Genomic DNA, 16,865 nt, shown 5'->3' on the forward strand with positions numbered 1-16,865 from the left:
GGGGGGGGGGGGGGGGGGGGGGGGGGGGGGGGGGGGGGCCCCCCCCCCCCCCCGCCCGCCCCCCCGCCCCCCCGCCCCCCCCCGCGCCCCCCCCCGGGGGGGGGCCCCCCCCCCCGGCCGTTGTGTGGGGTGCGGTGGTGGGGTGGGGCGTGTTGTGGGGTGCGGTGGGGCGCCTGCGGCGGGGCTTGTCCCCTGCCCGCTCCTTCCCGTAACCGGGGCTCCGCCCCGGACCCCGCTCCTCAAACGCCGGAGGGGCTGGAATGGAGCGCGTAGCGGGTCGGGAGGCGGGCTGGAACGGGGCGGGTAGCGGCCGGAGGGGGACGGGGGCGGGCTGGACGGGTGGATCGGAGCCCCGGGGTGACAGGGCGGGCTGGGAAGGGTGCCCGGGCGGGGATGCGGGGTCGGGGGGCCCGCGCGGGGCGGGCCCAGGGGCTGGAAGGGGGCGGGTCGGAGCGGGAGCTGCGCGGCGGGCTGGGAAGGGTGGACCGGAGCGGGGGCCGGGAGGGCTGGGAAGGGGTGGGGTGGGAGGAGGGGGTGAGGGGAGTGTGTGGGGTGGGGCAGAGAGGGGCTGTGTGGGGTTGTGGGGGCCTGTGGGTGGGTGGGGTGAGGGATTGGGCGGTTTGGGTTGCGGTCGGGCTTGTGGGGCCCCGTGGGGGGTCTTGGGGTCGTTGTCGGCCTGGTTGAGGTTGCTTCGGTCCGGGGTGCGTCGGGTGCAGTGGTGCCGGGCTCGGCCCCTGGGGCGGGGCGAGCCCGGCGTCGCTTCGGTCAGGGGCGGCGGGCCGGGGCGCTGCCCAGTTCCACCGCCGCGCAGCGCCAGCGGAGGTCGGGGCCCTGTTCCAGGCGGAAGGCCATGGCCCGGACCTGTTCGCCCGCCGCGATGCTCGCGCAGGCCTCGACCACGCCGGGGGCCGGCTGGGCGCCGCGGCACATGCGGATCACCGGGCGGGTGCCGTGGCTCCGGAGCGGGGTGGCGGGGGCCAGTTCGGCGAGCTGGTCGTAGGCCTCGCCGATGGTGTGGCCGAGCATCCAGTGGACGGGGCGCTGGCCGCTGAGTACGGCCAGGAGGCGTTCCGCGAACCACTGGTGGGGGCGGACGCGCCGGGGTGTCCGGAGGCGTTGCGAGGGGACGGTCTCGGGCCTGCGTGCGTCGTGCCGTCCGGCGGGCCGGGTCCTGTTCATGGTCACTGCTCATCGCCCCCGTGCTCAGAGGCCCGGCAAATACCGGGCGGTAACTTCTGCTGTGGACCTTCTACGGGGGCGGCGGACCGGCCGCAAGCGTCCCTGGGGCCGGGGGAGCGGACCCGGAATTCACCTATCCGGGTGGTGGACCGGGTCCGGAGAGGGGAGCGGGGGCGGGGTGGGCAGGGTGAGGGGCGGTTGCCGGGTGGACGGGGCGGGGGCGGGACACGTAACCCCAAAGGGGGACGCCGCACGTATCCTGAGGGCGTCTCCGACTACGAAAGCGGCCAAGCCATGCGCGTGTACGTCCCCCTGACCCTCTCCGGGCTCGCAGCGGCGCACCGGGCGGGCGAACTGGGCCCCGGCCCGCTCACCGCCTACGCGGTGACCCCCGGACTGCGCGAGTGGTACGTCTCCGACGACATCGAGGAGCTGGAGTACGCGGCGCTCAACCGGGCCGCCTCCGCGTCGCTGCGGCTGATCGCCGGGGACCCCGGCGCCACCCGCCGTCGCGTCGTCGTGGCGGTCGATGTGCCGGACGGGGACGCGGTCGCCGACCCGGACCACATCCTGGACGCCTCCTCGCTCGGTGAGGTCACGATCGCCTCCGCGGTGGCGCTGGCGAAGGCGGCCGCGGTGCACGTCGACTCGGACGAGGCGGACAAGGACGTCACGGCGGCCGCGGCCGCGCTGGGGGCGGCGGACCTGGGTGACGACGACGCGCAGTTCACCGTGGACGGCGCCGAGGACCACGAGCTGCTGTGGTTCGGGATCCAGGAGATCCCGAACCTGATCGGCTGAGGGCCGCCGCCTCGCCGTCTGTCAGTGGCGGCGGGTATTTTTCTTGGCATGGGGACGCAGGGGAAGTACCGCACACATCTGGTCTGGGACTGGAACGGCACGCTGCTCGATGACAACACCGCGGTCGTCGGCGCGACGAACGCCGCGTTCGGGGAGGTCGGCGTGGCGCCGATCAGCCTGGAGCAGTACCGGGAGATGTACTGCATACCGATACCCCGGTTCTACGAACGGCTGATGGGCCGGCTGCCCACCGACACCGAGTGGGACCAGATGGATCTGGTCTTCCACCGCCACTACACCGAGCAGCGCGGGAGCTGCGGGCTGACCGCGGGCGCCGCGGAGCTGCTCGCGCAGTGGCAGCAGGCCGGCCGGAGCCAGTCCCTGTTGAGCATGTACGGGCACGACGAGCTGGTCCCCGTGGTGCGCGGATACGGCATAGAGCGGCATTTCGTACGCGTCGACGGCCGCACCGGGCGCTCCGGCGGCAGCAAGGCACAGCACATGGAGCGGCATTTCGCGGCGCTGGACGGGATATCCGCAGAGCACGCGGTGATCATCGGTGACGCCGTGGACGACGCGGTGGCGGCCGCCCACGTCGGCGCGAGAGCGGTGCTCTACACCGGCGGTTCGCACAGCCGGGCCAGCCTGGAGGCGGCCGGGGTGCCCGTCGTGGACACCCTGGCCGAAGCGGCGGACCTGGCCCAGCAGCTCGCCGCGTAGCGGCGGGAGCGCCGGCAGCCGGGGCCGGCCGTCAGGTGACCGGGGCCTTCGCGCGGAGCACGGTCAGGAACTCACGCATCCAGGCCGAGTGGTCCGGCCAGGCGCGGGACGAGACCAGGGGGCCGTCCACCACGACCTCGTCGTCCTGGAAGGCGGCTCCGGCCGACTCCATGTCCGGTTCCAGCGCGGGGTAGGCCGTGACCCGGCGGCCCTTCAGCGCGCCCGCCGCGGCGGTCATCAGCGGGCCGTGGCAGATCTGGGCCACCGGGCGGTCCGTGTCGAAGAACGCCTTGAGGATCTCGCGCAGCCGGGCGTCGTTGCGGAGGTACTCGGGGGCGCGCCCGCCCGGGACGACCAGGGCCACGTAGTCGTCCGGGTCGACCTCGTCGAAGGCCAGGTCGGCGGGCCAGGTGTAGCCGGGCTTCTCCGTGTACGTGTCGAACCCGGGCTCGAAGTCGTGGACCACGAAGCGGAGCGTCTTGCGGGTGGGGGCGGCGATGTGGACCTCGTACCCCTCCTCCAGGAGCCGCTGGTAGGGGTAGAGGACTTCCAGGGACTCGGCGGCGTCGCCGGTGACGATGAGGATCTTCGGTGCCATGGCGGAGCTCCCACGGTTCGTCGGCCAGTTGTGGATCAGCGGTGCCGGGTGCCGGTTCCGGCTACCGGGTCGGATACCAGAGTGCGGCAGCACGGCTCCGCGCGCTGTCCAGAGTGTCAAAGTCCGGGGCTTTCTTTTGTACATATACGGCTCGTGACGGATACCGGGGCGGGGGAGATAGCCTGGACCCCGTGATCAGCGCGATAGCCCTCGGGGGCAGTGAAGCCCCCGGCCTGCGCCCGGAGTGCCACAGCACCCGGGCCCCGACTGATCCCCTCAGCCCGGCCCGACTGCCAAAAATGGCCAATAAGGTCCCGGGCGTCTCTCATTGCGGCATAGCGTCGACGCAGACCGACCGTCACATGGGGGGTGGAGTGAGGAGCGGGGCTGGGTGCGTGCAGCTGCAAGGCGGAGGATCGAGGCATGGCGGAGCCATGCTGATTGACGACAACGCCGCAGATGCGCGTGCCGAGCCCCGCGACGCCGCCCTCCCATGTGACGGTCGGTCTCGGACCGGAAACCCCGTGTCGTGGCGGTACGTCGTCTTTTTCACCTACGTCACGCAACGGCGCGCGACAGGAGCCAGAGGACATGCAGACCAAGCTGGACGAAGCCAAGGCCGAGCTGCTCGCACGGGCCGCCAAGGTAGCTGACAACAGCCCGGGCGGTGGTGTCGCCGGCCCGGGCGGTACCCCCCGGGTGCGCGTTGCGGCCACCGGGGCCGACAACGGCGACGGGGCCGGGCAGGAGCGTTCGGGCCAGGACGTACTGCTCGCCTACCTCCAGCGCTACTACCTCCACACCGCTCCGGAGGACATCGGCGGCCGGGACCCGGTCGACGTCTTCGGCGCCGCCTCCTCGCACTACCGCCTCGCGGAGAACCGTCCGCAGGGCACGGCGAACGTCCGGGTGCACACCCCGACCGTCGAGGAGAACGGCTGGACGTGCACGCACACCGTCGTCGAGGTCGTCACGGACGACATGCCGTTCCTGGTCGACTCCGTCACCAATGAGCTGTCCCGCCAGGGGCGCGGCATCCACGTCGTGATCCACCCGCAGGTCATCGTCCGGCGCGATGTGGCCGGCAAGCTGATCGAGGTCCTCACCGACGGCGCGGGCATCTCGACCGGTCCGCAGAACGGGCGCAAGAACGCCAAGGGGGCCAAGGACGCCAAGGCCGAGCTCCCGCACGACGCGCTCGTCGAGTCCTGGATCCACGTCGAGATCGACCGCGAGTCCGACCGCGCCGACCTCAAGCAGATCCAGGCGGACCTGCTGCGCGTGCTGTCCGACGTACGGGAGACCGTCGAGGACTGGGATAAGATGCGGGACGCCGCGCTGCGCATCGCCGACGACCTGCCCGGCGAACCGCTCGACGACCTCGCCGACGACGAGGTGAACGAGGCCAGGGAGCTGCTGCGGTGGCTCGCCGCCGACCACTTCACCTTCCTCGGCTACCGCGAGTACGAGCTGAAGGACTCCGACGCCCTGGCCGCCGTACCCGGCACCGGCCTCGGCATCCTGCGCTCCGACCCGCACCACACCGAGGACGAGGCGCACCCGGTCAGCCCGTCCTTCGACCGGCTGCCCGCCGACGCCCGCGCCAAGGCCAGGGAGCACAAGCTCCTCATCCTGACCAAGGCCAACAGCCGGGCGACCGTGCACCGCCCCAGCTACCTCGACTACGTCGGCGTGAAGAAGTTCGACGCCGAGGGCAACGTCATCGGTGAGCGCCGCTTCCTGGGACTGTTCTCGTCCGCCGCCTACACCGAGTCCGTGCGCCGGGTGCCCGTCGTCCGCCGCAAGGTCGCCGAGGTGCTGGAGGGCGCGGGCTTCACGTACAACAGCCACGACGGCCGCGACCTGCTGCAGATCCTGGAGACCTACCCGCGCGACGAGCTGTTCCAGACGCCGCCCGACCAGCTGCGCTCCATCGTCACCTCGGTGCTCTACCTCCAGGAGCGGCGCCGGCTCCGGCTCTACCTGCGCCAGGACGAGTACGGGCGCTACTACTCCGCGATCGTCTACCTGCCGCGCGACCGGTACACCACCGGCGTACGCCTGCGGCTGATCGACATCCTCAAGGAGGAGCTGAACGGCACCAGCGTCGACTTCACCGCCTGGAACACCGAATCGATCCTCTCCAGGCTGCACTTCGTCGTCCGGGTCGCCCCCGGCAGTGAGCTGACCGCCCTCACCGACGCCGAGGCCGACCGCATCGAGGCCCGGCTCGTCGAGGCCGCCCGCTCCTGGGCCGACGGGTTCCAGGAGGCGCTGAACGCCGAGTGCGGCGAGGAGCGCGCGGCCGAACTGCTGCGCCAGTACGGGCACTCGTTCCCCGAGGGCTACAAGGCCGACCACTCGGCGCGTGCCGCCGTGGCCGACCTGGTCCACCTCGAAGCCCTCAAGGAGAACGAGCGGGACTTCGCCCTCAGCCTGTACGAGCCGGTCGGCTCCGCCCCCGGCGAGCGCCGTTTCAAGATCTACCGGACCGGTGAGCAGGTCTCCCTGTCCGCCGTCCTGCCGGCGCTCCAGCGCCTCGGCGTCGAGGTCGTCGACGAGCGCCCGTACGAGCTGCGCTGCGCGGACCGTACGCACGCCTGGATCTACGACTTCGGGCTGCGGATGCCGCAGGGCACGGGCAACGGCGGCTACCTGGCCGACGACGCCCGCGAGCGGTTCCAGGAGACCTTCGCCGCCGTCTGGACCGGTGAGGCCGAGAACGACGGTTTCAACGCCCTGGTGCTCAGCGCCGGTCTGAACTGGCGGCAGGCGATGGTGCTGCGCGCCTACGCGAAGTACCTGCGCCAGGCCGGATCGACCTTCAGCCAGGACTACATGGAGAGCACTCTCCAGAACAACGTCCACACCACCCGGCTGCTGGTCTCGCTCTTCGAGGCCCGGATGTCGCCGGAGCGCCAGAGCGCGGGCACGGAGCTGACCGACGGGCTCCTCGAAGAGCTCGACGGGGCCCTGGACCAGGTCGCCTCGCTCGACGAGGACCGCATCCTGCGGTCCTTCCTCACCGTCATCAAGGCCACCCTGCGCACCAACTTCTTCCAGCGCGCGGACAGTGGCAAGCCGCACAACTACGTGTCGATGAAGTTCGACCCGCAGTCCATCCCGGACCTCCCGGCCCCGCGGCCGGCGTTCGAGATCTGGGTCTACTCGCCCCGGGTCGAGGGCGTCCACCTGCGCTTCGGCAAGGTCGCCCGCGGCGGTCTGCGCTGGTCCGACCGGCGTGAGGACTTCCGTACGGAGATCCTCGGCCTGGTCAAGGCGCAGATGGTGAAGAACACCGTCATCGTCCCGGTCGGCGCCAAGGGCGGCTTCGTCGCCAAGCAGCTCCCCGACCCGGCCGTCGACCGTGACGCCTGGCTGGCCGAGGGCATCGCCTCGTACCGCACCTTCATCTCGGCGCTGCTCGACATCACCGACAACATGGTGGCCGGCGAGGTCGTGCACCCCAAGGGCGTCGTCCGGCACGACGAGGACGACACCTACCTCGTCGTCGCGGCCGACAAGGGCACCGCGAAGTTCTCCGACATCGCCAACGAGGTGGCCGTCGCGTACGGCTTCTGGCTGGGAGACGCGTTCGCCTCCGGCGGCTCGGCCGGCTACGACCACAAGGGCATGGGCATCACCGCCCGCGGCGCCTGGGTGTCCGTCGAGCGGCACTTCCGGGAGCTCGGCCACGACACCCGGACCGAGGACTTCACCGTCGTCGGCGTCGGCGACATGTCGGGTGACGTGTTCGGCAACGGCATGCTGCTCTCCGAGCACATCCGGCTCGTCGCGGCCTTCGACCACCGGCACATCTTCATCGACCCGAAGCCGGACGCCGCCGTCTCGTACGCCGAGCGGCGCCGTCTCTTCGACCTGCCGCGCAGTTCCTGGGCCGACTACAAGAAGGAACTGATCTCCGCGGGCGGTGGCATCCACCCGCGCAGCGCCAAGTCGATCCCGGTCAACGCGCACATCCGCGAGGCGCTCGGCATCGAGTCGGGGGTCACCAAGATGACGCCCGCCGACCTGATGCAGACGATCCTCCGGGCGCGTGTCGACCTGCTGTGGAACGGCGGCATCGGTACGTACATCAAGTCCTCCGCCGAGTCGAACGCGGACGTCGGTGACAAGGCCAACGACGCGATCCGCGTCAACGGCGAGGACCTGCGGGCCAGGGTCGTCGGTGAGGGCGGCAACCTCGGCGCCACCCAGCTCGGCCGGATCGAGTTCGCCCGTACCGGCGGCCGGATCAACACCGACGCGATCGACAACAGCGCCGGTGTCGACACCTCCGACCACGAGGTGAACATCAAGATCCTGCTCAACGGCCTGGTGCGGGACGGCGACATGACCGTCAAGCAGCGCAACAAGCTGCTGGCCGAGATGACCGAGGAGATCGGCCATCTGGTGCTGCGCAACAACTACGCGCAGAACACCGCCTTGGCCAACGCCGTCGCCCAGGCGCCCTCGCTGCTCCACGCCCACCAGCGCTTCATGCGCCGGCTGGGCCGCGACGGCCATCTCGACCGGGCGCTCGAGTTCCTGCCCACCGACCGGCAGATCCGCGAGCTGCTCGGCGCCGGCAAGGGGCTCAGCCAGCCCGAGCTGGCCGTACTGCTCGCCTACACGAAGATCACCGCGGCGCAGGAGCTGATCGGCACCAGCCTGCCGGACGACGAGTACCTGCAGAAGCTGCTGCACGCCTACTTCCCGAGGCAGCTGCGCGAGCGGTTCCCCGAGGCGGTCGACGGGCACGCGCTGCGGCGCGAGATCATCACCACGGTCCTGGTCAACGACACGGTGAACAGCGGCGGTTCGACGTTCCTGCACCGGCTCCGGGAGGAGACCGGGGCCTCGATCGAGGAGATCGTGCGGACGCAGGTCGCGGCCCGCGAGATCTTCGGGCTGGCCAAGGTGTGGGATGCCGTGGAGGCGCTCGACAACCGGGTGTCCGCCGAGGTGCAGACCCGGATCAGGCTGCACTCGCGGCGGCTCGTCGAGCGCGGTTCGCGCTGGCTGCTCGGCAACCGGCCGCAGCCGCTGGAGATCGCCGGGACGATCGACTTCTTCCGGGCCGGTGTCGAGCAGGTCTGGGCCGAGCTGCCCAAGATGCTGATGGGCGCCGACCAGGAGTGGTACCAGTCGATCCTGGACGAGCTCACCGAGGCGGGTGTCCCGGACGAGCTGGCACAGCGCGTCGCCGGATTCTCGTCCGCCTTCCCGGCGCTCGACATCGTGGCGATCGCGGACCGTACCGGCACGGAGCCGCTGGCCGTCGCCGAGGTGTACTACGACCTCGCCGACCGGCTGTCCATCACCCAGCTGATGGACCGGATCATCGAGCTGCCGAGGGCCGACCGCTGGCAGTCGATGGCCCGTGCCTCCATCCGCGAGGACCTGTACGCCGCCCACGCGGCGCTCACGGGTGACGTGCTGAGTGTGGGCGACGCCACCGCGACACCGCAGGAGCGGTTCGAGGCGTGGGAGGAGAAGAACGCGGCGATCCTGACGCGGTCGCGCTCCACGCTGGAGGAGATCCAGGGGTCGGACGCGTTCGACCTGGCGAACCTGTCGGTGGCCATGCGGACGATGCGGACGCTGCTGCGCACGCACGCGTAGCGGAGTAGGGCCTGAGGACGAGGCGGTTGCCGGGTGGGCCCGGTGGCCGCCTCGTCCTTTTGCTTCTTACTTCTTCTTGGTGAACTTCTCGTAGGCCGCGACCACTTCCTTCGCAGGGCCGTCCATCCGCAGCGTGCCCGCCTCCAGCCAGATCGCCCGGTCACAGGTCTCGGTGATCGACTTGTTGTTGTGGCTGACCAGGAAGACCGTGCCGGCCTGCTCGCGCAGTTCGATGATCCGGTCCTTGCTGCGGCGCTGGAACTTGGCGTCGCCGGTGGACAGCGCCTCGTCGATCAGCAGGACGTCGTGGTTCTTGGCGGCGGCGATCGAGAAGCGCAGCCGGGCGCCCATGCCGGAGGAGTAGGTGCGCATCGGCAGGGTGATGAAGTCGCCCTTCTCGTTGATGCCGGAGAACTCGACGATCTCCTCGTAGCGCTCGCGGATCTCGGCGCGGGTCATGCCCATCGCTAGGCCGCCGAGCACGACGTTGCGCTCGCCGGTCAGATCGCTCATGAGCGCTGCGTTCACCCCGAGCAGGGAGGGCTGGCCCTGGGTGTGGACGCGTCCCGCGGTGGCGGGCAGCAGTCCGGCGATGGCCTTCAGCAGCGTCGACTTGCCCGAGCCGTTGGAGCCGATCAGGCCGATCGCCTCCCCCTTGTACGCGGCGAAGCTGACCCCCTTCACGGCGTGCACCTCGCGCACCCCGGGGGACTGCCGGCGCGAGGCGAGCCGGCTGAGGGCGGAGGTGGCGCTGCCCTTGCCGGTGCGGGCGCCGTTGACCTTGTACGTGATGTGGACGTCGTCGACGACGACCGTCGGTACTCCGGGCGAAGTGCTGTCAGCCACGTCCGTAACTCTCCTCGGCCTGCCAGAAGTAGATGAATCCGCCGACGCCGCACAGCAGCGCCCAGCCGGTGGTGATGAGCCACACGTGCGGGGGCAGTTGTCCGCCGTCGAAGCTGTCGATGAGGGCAAACCGCATCAGGTCGATGAAGACGGCGGCCGGATTGATCTCCAGCGCCAGCTTCACCGCGTGCGGCACCCGGTCGCCCTGGAGCATCGTGCCGATGCTCCACATGACGCCCGACGCGTACATCCAGGTGCGCAGGATGAACGGGGTCAGCTGGGCGATGTCCGGGGTGCGCGCGGCGAGGCGGGCCACGACCATCGAGATGCCGGTGTTGAAGACGGCCTGCAGGGCCAGGGCCGGCAGGGCCAGCAGCCATGAGGGCTGCGGGTACTGGCCGAACACCAGCAGGATCACCACCAGTGCGCCCAGTGAGAAGACCAGCTGCTGGAGCTGTTGCAGGGCCAGTGCGACCGGCAGCGAGGCGCGCGGGAAGTGCAGGGCCCGTACGAGCCCGATGTTGCCGCTGATCGCGCGGGTGCCCGCGGTGATCGAGCTGCTGGTGAAGGTCCAGATGAAGACGCCGGTGACCAGGAACGGTACGTAGTCCGGGACGCCGTGCTTCGTCTTCATCAGGACGCCGAAGATGAAGTAGTAGACCGTCGCGTTGAGCAGCGGGGTCATGATCTGCCAGATCTGGCCGAGCTTCGCCTGGCTGTACTGGGCGGTCAGCTTGGCGGTGGCGAACGCCGTGATGAAGTGCCGCCGTCCCCACAGCTGCCGTACGTAGGCGGGAAGGGTCGGCCGGGCCCCGCTCACGGTCAGCCCGTGCCGGGCGGCCAGGGCTGCGAGCTCTCCAGGGGCGTACACGGGAGGGGACGTGGCCGGCGGGGTGACCACCGTCGTCGCCGGGGCCGCCGGGGCTGTTGTCTGGCTCACCACGATCGCTTTCGTCGAGGGGCGGGAACACACACGAGCGACGGGACGGAACCGTATCGTCGCAACGCCGAGGGTAGGACGTCAGTACGTCGCAACGCAACCGTTTCGTCGTGACGGTCTATGATTCTGGCCATGACCACCGACCCGGGAAGCCGCCGCCGTGCCCCCGCCGGAGCCGCCGTGCTGCGCGAGGACGTCACCGATGCGATCCGCAGCGCGGTCTTCGAGGAGCTGGCCTCGGTCGGCTTCGCACGGATGTCCATCGAGGGCATCGCCCGCCGCGCCGGCGTCGGCAAGACGGCGGTCTACCGCCGCTGGAAGTCCAAGCTGCACCTGGTCCTCGACCTGGTCTCCGCCGTCGCCGTGCAGGGCATGCCCGCCCCGGCCACCGGCTCGCTGTACGGAGACGTGCGCGCCGTGCTCGAACTGGCCGCCTACGCCCTGCGCCACCCGCTCGCCTCCCAGGTCATCCCGGACCTGCTCGTCGAGGCGGCCCGGAACCCGGAGATCTCCGACACCATCAAGGCCGCGCTCCTCGACCCGCAGCTGGGCATCGCCGCTGTCGTCGTACGGGACGCCGTGGCGCGCGGCGAACTGCCCCGGGACAGCGACCCCGACCGCGCCCTCGACCTGATCGTCGGCCCGCTCTACTGGCGCCTCGCGGTGGTCCGGGGCGAGCTGCCGCCGGGGTACCTGGACGACCTGGCGGCCTCGGCCGTGGCGGCGCTCACCCGCTGAGCGCGGGCCCGCCGGCCGATTCCGTACACCGGGGTGATGTCCCGCACAGAGGCGTTCGAGCGCGTTTTTCGGGGGTCCCCGGGCATCCGCTACTGTGGTTGGCGGGCCGCCCACCGGGCCGTCCGGAGCATGCGCCGAGCGTGCGCCAGGATCGTCCGGGCGAAGCCCCAGGCACTGCCGTCACCCCCTCCGATCGGCGTTGCCCACGGGGTGAGCACGGGGCAGGCGTAGTCACTCGTTCGGGACCGTAACCGGTGACCCCCGACCGTATTCACGGTTGAGCCATACGGATAGCCAGGCCCCCGATGAACGGACGTGCTCCACATGCCGCCACGGCTCAGTGTCGTTGTCCCCGTCTACAACGTGGAACTCTTCCTGACGGACTGTCTGAAGTCCCTCGCGGAGCAGACCATGGCCGACCTCGAGGTGGTGATGGTCGACGACGGGTCCACCGACGGCAGTGCGGCGCTGGCCGCGGAGTTCGCCGCGGGGGACGACCGCTTCCGGCTGGTCAGCCAGCAGAACGGCGGGCTGGGGCACGCCCGTAACACCGGTGTCCGCAACTGCGATCCGGAGAGCCGCTACCTGGCCTTCGTCGACAGCGACGACATCATCCCGCCGAACGCGTACGAACTGCTCGTCGGGGCGCTGGAGGAGACCGGTTCCGACCTCGCGTCCGGCAACGTGCTGCGGCTGCGCGCCGGCGGCAGGCTCCAGCAGTCGCCGATGTTCCGCAAGCCGATGGCGACGACCCGGATGCGCACCCACGTCTCCCGCGATCCGGAGCTCCTCGGGGACCGGATCGCCTGCAACAAGGTCTTCCGCCGCTCCTTCTGGGACAAGCACGAGTTCGCCTTCCCGGTCGGCGCGCTCTACGAGGACATCCCCGTCGTGCTGCCGGCCCACTTCCTGGCCGGCTCCGTCGACATCGTGAAGGACCCCGTCTACCACTGGCGGGACCGGCCGGGGTCGATCACCACCAGCCGGGCCGTCGTGCGCGGCGTCCGCGACCGCGTCACGCACGTGCAGGGGGTCTCCGCCTTCCTCGCGGAGAACCGCCCGGCCGCCGACAAGAACCACTACGAGGCGCACGCCCTCGCCAACGACCTCTGGTACTTCATGGAGGTGCTCCCCGACGGCGACGAGGAGTACCGCGAGGCCTTCCTGACGCACTGCAACGCGTTCATCGACCAGGTCGACCCGAAGGTCCTGGACGGACTCCCGCTGCGGCTGCGCCTGATGTGGTACCTGGTGCGCGAACACCGCATGGCGGAACTGCTCGCGCTCCTCGCCTACGACAAGCGCGAGCCCGGTGCCTTCGCCGTACGCGGCGTGCGCCGCCGGCAGGCCGAGTACCCGGTACTGAAGCAGCCGGTCCCGGCCCGGATGCTGCGCGTGGCCGACCGCGACCTCCCGCTCGCCGCCCGGCTGCGGGACGCGCAGTGGCGCGACGGCAAGCTGCACCTCACGGGATACGCCTACATCCGTAACCTGCCCGTGAGTTCGGGACCCAGCGAGTTCCGGATCGGCTGGCTGCGGGCCGGCCGGCGCCATGTGGTGCCGCTGCGGCTGCGCAGGTCCGACGAGCCGGAGGCCACCGCGCGCTCCCGCCAGAGCCTGCACGACTACGACCGGGCGGGCTTCGAGGCGGTCATCGACCCGGCGAAGCTCCGTATCGCCGCCGACGGCACCCCCAGGCAGCGCAGCTGGAACCTGGAGATCGGCATCGCCAGGAACGGCCTGCTGCGCCGCTCCTTCCCCTCCGTCCGCGAGGCCACCGTGGCGCCGCCCGTCTACCGGCCGGACGGGGACCACCGCATCGCCCCGGCCTTCGACGGCGACAAGCTGGTGCTGCACGCCGAGCGGATCGACGCCCGGTTCGAGACCCACCGCGCGGGCGGCACCGCCGGCACCGTCGTGGTGTCCGGCATGGTCCGCGACCGCCTCGCCAAGGACGAACTGCGGCTCGGCCTCACCCACAAGGCCACCGGCGCCGCCTGCGACGTCCCCGTCACGGTCGGCGGGGGCACCGAATCCTCGACGGCAGGGTGGCGCCGCTTCACCGCCGAGCTCCCGCTCGCGGCCGTCACCGGGGCCCGCCCGGCGGACGACACGCCGAGCAGCCTCGGCTACAGCGTCCACCTCGTCGGCCCCAAGGACCAGAAGACGCCGGTCGACGTGCCCGGCCCGGTGCTGCCCGGCCGCTACCCGCTCGGTGACGGCGAGACCGGCGAACGCCGCGAGCTCGCCTTCGTCACGAGCGCGCGCGGAAACCTGCAGATCAGCGACCGCACCGTGCAGCCCTTCGTCGAGCTGGCGAGCTGGACCGACGACGGACAGCTGTTCCTGGAGGGCACCTTCCCCGAGGACCCCGAACACCCCGTCGAGCTGGTGGTCCAGAACAGTGCCCACCGCGAGGAGACGACCTTCCCGGTCGAGTTCTCCGGCGGCGACGATGCCCGGCGCTTCCGCGCCGCACTGCGCCCCGACGCCGTCGAGGGACCCGGTGGCCCGCTCCCGCTGGGCGAGGGCAACTGGTACTTCTTCTTCCGCGAGAAGGGCGCGGGCGACGAGAGCGGCGACACCGCGCTGCGCATCCCCGCCTCCGCCTTCCGCACCCTGCCCGCCACCCGCACCCTCTCCGGCCGCGACTACACCATCACGCGGCGCTACGGCGACCAGCTCCTGGTCGTCTCCGCCCCGGTGCTCACCGCCTCCGAGCGCGGTCTGCGCGCCAAGAAGCTGCTGAGCGACGCCTACGCCGTACAGCGCACCGCGCCGCTGCGTCAGGCGGCGCTCTACAGCACCTTCGACGGCCGCCAGTTCTCCGACTCGCCGCGTGCGGTCTACGAGGAACTGGTCTCCAGGGGCACCGAGCTGGAACACCTGTGGGTGGTGCGCGACCAGCAGGCCGTCATCCCCGCGGGCGCCACCGCCGTGGAGCACGGCTCGGCCGCCTGGCACGAGGCGCTGGCCCGCAGCCGGTACGTCGTGACCAACACCCAGCTGCCCGAGTGGTTCGTGCGGCGCGAGGACCAGACCGTCGTCCAGACCTGGCACGGCACCCCGCTCAAGCGGATCGGCCTGGAGCTCGCGGGCACGGCCCAGGCGAACGCCGCCTACATCAGCACGCTCAGGGAGCGCGCCCGCCAGTGGAGCTTCCTGGTCTCCCCGAACACCTTCTCCACCCCGGTCCTGCGCCGCTCGTTCGGCTTCGAGGGCGAGGTCCTGGAGTGCGGCTATCCCCGTAACGACCTCTTCCACGCCGCCGACCGCACGAAGGTCGCCGAGACGGTACGGGAGCGGCTCGGGATCCCCAGGGGCAAGCGGGTCGTGCTGTACGCGCCGACCTGGCGCGAGGACCAGCAGCTGGGCGGCGGGCGCTACTCGCTCGGCCTCCAGCTCGACCTGGCCGCCGCCGAACGCGAACTGGGCGCGGACACCGTGCTGCTGGTGCGCCGTCACTACATGGTCACCGACCGGCTCCCGGACAGCGGCACCGGATTCGTCCGGGACGTCTCGCGCTACCCGGACGTCGGCGAGCTGATGCTGATCAGCGACGCGCTGGTCACCGACTACTCCTCGCTGATGTTCGACTTCGCCCAGACCGGCCGTCCGATGCTGTTCCACACCTACGACCTGGAGCACTACCGCGACACGCTGCGCGGATTCAGCTTCGACTTCGAGACGCGGGCCCCCGGCCCGCTGATCCCGGGCTCCGACGACCTGATCGACGCCCTGCGCGACCCGGTCCGGGCCATCGCGGGACACGCGGAAGCCTACGAGGCATTTCGGCGGGACTTCTGCGACCTCGACGACGGCCGCGCGACCGCCCGGGTGGTCGACCGGATGCTGTAGTCCGCTCCCCGCGCGAAACGCCGCCCCCGCGGGGGCACCCGTGCCCGGCCGGTACCCGTACCGGCCGGGCACCGGCGTGTGACGAACCCCGGGGCGGCACCGCAGTGGACGGAAACTGACGTACGGACTGTACGAACCGTGTGAACCGTTCGAGTGATTCGGTGTATTCGGTGTTTGCGCCGGCTCGCCGCACATCCGAGCCACGATCCATAAAAGTGTGCTCATCGGTGCGTTGCATAGCGTCGCCGGGTTGCTACGTTCTGCTTTCATGGGTATCCGAATGCGGTGCGAATCCTGGGACGTGCGACGCGCAAGAGCCGTTGTGCTCATTGCCGCGACCGCCGGCCTACTGACTCGCATGGTCATCGCGGCGAATTCGCCGGGCCCGGCCGATGTCCGCATTTTCGCGGGATTCGCCAAGGCGGTCACCGTGTACGGCCCCGTCCGGATCTACGAACACCCGCTGCCCGGACTTCCCGTCTACAACCACCCGCCACTGGCCGGCTGGATGCTGCTCGCACTGAACGGCCTTTCCGAACTCGGAATGTCGTTCGCCACCCTCATCCGGGCACCCGCCTCCCTCGCCGATTTCTGCTGCGCGATTCTCGTGTTCGAGATCGTCCGCAGGCGCTCCGCCCAGTGGACGGCGGTGCTGTGCGGTGTCGGAGTCGCCGTCAGTCCGGTCCTGATCGCCACCTCCGGCTATCACGGCAACACCGACGCCGTCGCCATCGCGTTCGCCCTGGCCGCCGCGCATCTGCTGGCCGACCGGAAGTCGCCGCTGGCCGCCGGGGTGGCCGCGGCGCTCTCGATCAGCGTCAAGTTCATTCCGGTGGTGGTGATCCCGGCACTGTTCGTCGCCGCGCTGCGCGGCGGCCGGCCCGTCCTGGTCCGCTTCGCCGCCGGCTTCGGCGCACTGTTCGCGCTGGTCTGGGGGCCGGTCCTGGTGACCGTGCCGCAGCACCTCAAGGAGAACGTCCTGGAGTACGCGGGCGGCAGCTACCGCCTCTGGGGGCTCGTCCGGTTCGCCGACGTACTCGGGCTGCCGGAGTCCGTCATCACGTTCATGCAGGGCGGCGGCCACTTCCTCTTCGTGCTGGTCTGCGTGGCCGCCGGGGTCTGGCTCGCGTGGCTGCGGCCCGCGCAGCTGCCCGGCGTCGTCGCCGTCACGCTGGGCCTGCTGCTGCTCCTGTCCACCGCCTCCGGCCTCCAGTACCTGACCTGGGCGGCCGCCGGAACGTTCGTCCTCGGGTTCTGGGAAGGGCTCGCCTACAACGGTGCGGTCGGGCTGACGGCCGTACTCGGTTACAGCGGGCGCTCCGCCGTGCGCTGGAGCGAGCCGGTCCTGGAGCTGGGCGCCGTCGGCTGGTTCGTCCTCGCGGCCGGCCTCGCCACCGGCGTCCGCCGCATCCTCGCGAGCCGTCCTGACGCGCCTCCGGGGCCCCCCGCCGGGCGCTCGCCGCTCGCCGCCCCCCGTACCTCGCAGTGTTCCGGCTCCGCCGTCAACTGACCGCGCGCACCCGGCCCGCCCCCCCCCACCGACCTGTTCCCGACCCCAGC

The 16,865-nt window shown here is 71.2% G+C and carries 10 protein-coding genes; 6 read left to right on the forward strand and 4 right to left on the reverse strand.

The annotated features are described in order from the left end of the window. Nucleotides 1-765: 765 nt before the first annotated feature. Nucleotides 766-1,185: an Rv3235 family protein gene (locus tag ACGFU6_RS17130; protein ID WP_393611613.1), complete on the reverse strand. Its 420-nt coding sequence runs from the start codon at nucleotides 1,183-1,185 to the stop codon at nucleotides 766-768. A 288-nt stretch (nucleotides 1,186-1,473) separates the two neighbouring features. Here ACGFU6_RS17130 and ACGFU6_RS17135 point away from each other — a divergent pair, with 288 nt between their 5' ends. Then, nucleotides 1,474-1,980: a DUF6912 family protein gene (locus ACGFU6_RS17135; protein ID WP_393611614.1), complete on the forward strand. Its 507-nt coding sequence runs from the start codon at nucleotides 1,474-1,476 to the stop codon at nucleotides 1,978-1,980. Nucleotides 1,981-2,028: 48 nt separating this feature from the next. After that, entirely contained in the window at nucleotides 2,029-2,700 is a 672-nt protein-coding gene (locus tag ACGFU6_RS17140) for an HAD family hydrolase (protein ID WP_393611616.1), read from the forward strand. 31 nt (nucleotides 2,701-2,731) lie between these two features. On the opposite strand, the gene ACGFU6_RS17145 is transcribed toward ACGFU6_RS17140, so the two are convergent. Then, entirely contained in the window at nucleotides 2,732-3,298 is a 567-nt protein-coding gene (locus ACGFU6_RS17145) for a DJ-1/PfpI family protein (protein WP_393611617.1), read from the reverse strand. A 591-nt stretch (nucleotides 3,299-3,889) separates the two neighbouring features. Here ACGFU6_RS17145 and ACGFU6_RS17150 point away from each other — a divergent pair. Beyond that, nucleotides 3,890-8,923 (forward strand): NAD-glutamate dehydrogenase, encoded by a 5,034-nt coding sequence (locus tag ACGFU6_RS17150; RefSeq protein WP_393611619.1) that lies wholly within the window; start codon nucleotides 3,890-3,892, stop codon nucleotides 8,921-8,923. Nucleotides 8,924-8,989: 66 nt separating this feature from the next. Here the strand turns inward: ACGFU6_RS17150 and ACGFU6_RS17155 are convergent, their stop codons facing one another. Together ACGFU6_RS17155 and ACGFU6_RS17160 are read right to left on the reverse strand one after the other, a co-directional pair. After that, nucleotides 8,990-9,769 carry an ABC transporter ATP-binding protein gene (locus ACGFU6_RS17155; protein ID WP_393611621.1) on the reverse strand — a complete coding sequence of 260 codons (780 nt, stop codon included), beginning with the start codon at nucleotides 9,767-9,769 and terminating at the stop codon, nucleotides 8,990-8,992. Continuing rightward, the gene (locus tag ACGFU6_RS17160) at nucleotides 9,762-10,712 is read right to left on the reverse strand and encodes an ABC transporter permease (protein ID WP_393611623.1); all 951 of its coding nucleotides are present in this window, start codon (nucleotides 10,710-10,712) and stop codon (nucleotides 9,762-9,764) included. Before ACGFU6_RS17160 ends, ACGFU6_RS17155 begins: the two co-directional genes overlap by 8 nt. A gap of 117 nt (nucleotides 10,713-10,829) precedes the next feature. On the opposite strand from ACGFU6_RS17160, the gene ACGFU6_RS17165 reads away from it, so the two are divergent. The 3 genes from ACGFU6_RS17165 (at nucleotide 10,830) to ACGFU6_RS17175 (ending at nucleotide 16,815) form a co-directional block, all read left to right on the forward strand. Beyond that, nucleotides 10,830-11,447, forward strand: coding sequence for a TetR/AcrR family transcriptional regulator (locus ACGFU6_RS17165; RefSeq protein ID WP_393611624.1), 618 nt, complete (start codon nucleotides 10,830-10,832; stop codon nucleotides 11,445-11,447). 324 nt (nucleotides 11,448-11,771) lie between these two features. Further along, on the forward strand, nucleotides 11,772-15,305 hold the full coding sequence (locus tag ACGFU6_RS17170; RefSeq protein WP_393611625.1) for a CDP-glycerol glycerophosphotransferase family protein: 3,534 nt from the start codon (nucleotides 11,772-11,774) through the stop codon (nucleotides 15,303-15,305). A gap of 358 nt (nucleotides 15,306-15,663) precedes the next feature. Continuing rightward, the gene (locus ACGFU6_RS17175) at nucleotides 15,664-16,815 is read left to right on the forward strand and encodes a glycosyltransferase family 39 protein (protein WP_393611626.1); all 1,152 of its coding nucleotides are present in this window, start codon (nucleotides 15,664-15,666) and stop codon (nucleotides 16,813-16,815) included. Nucleotides 16,816-16,865: the final 50 nt, after the last annotated feature.

The sequence above is a fragment of the Streptomyces sp. NPDC048462 genome (genome assembly GCF_043200175.1).
Lineage (GTDB): Bacteria > Actinomycetota > Actinomycetes > Streptomycetales > Streptomycetaceae > Streptomyces.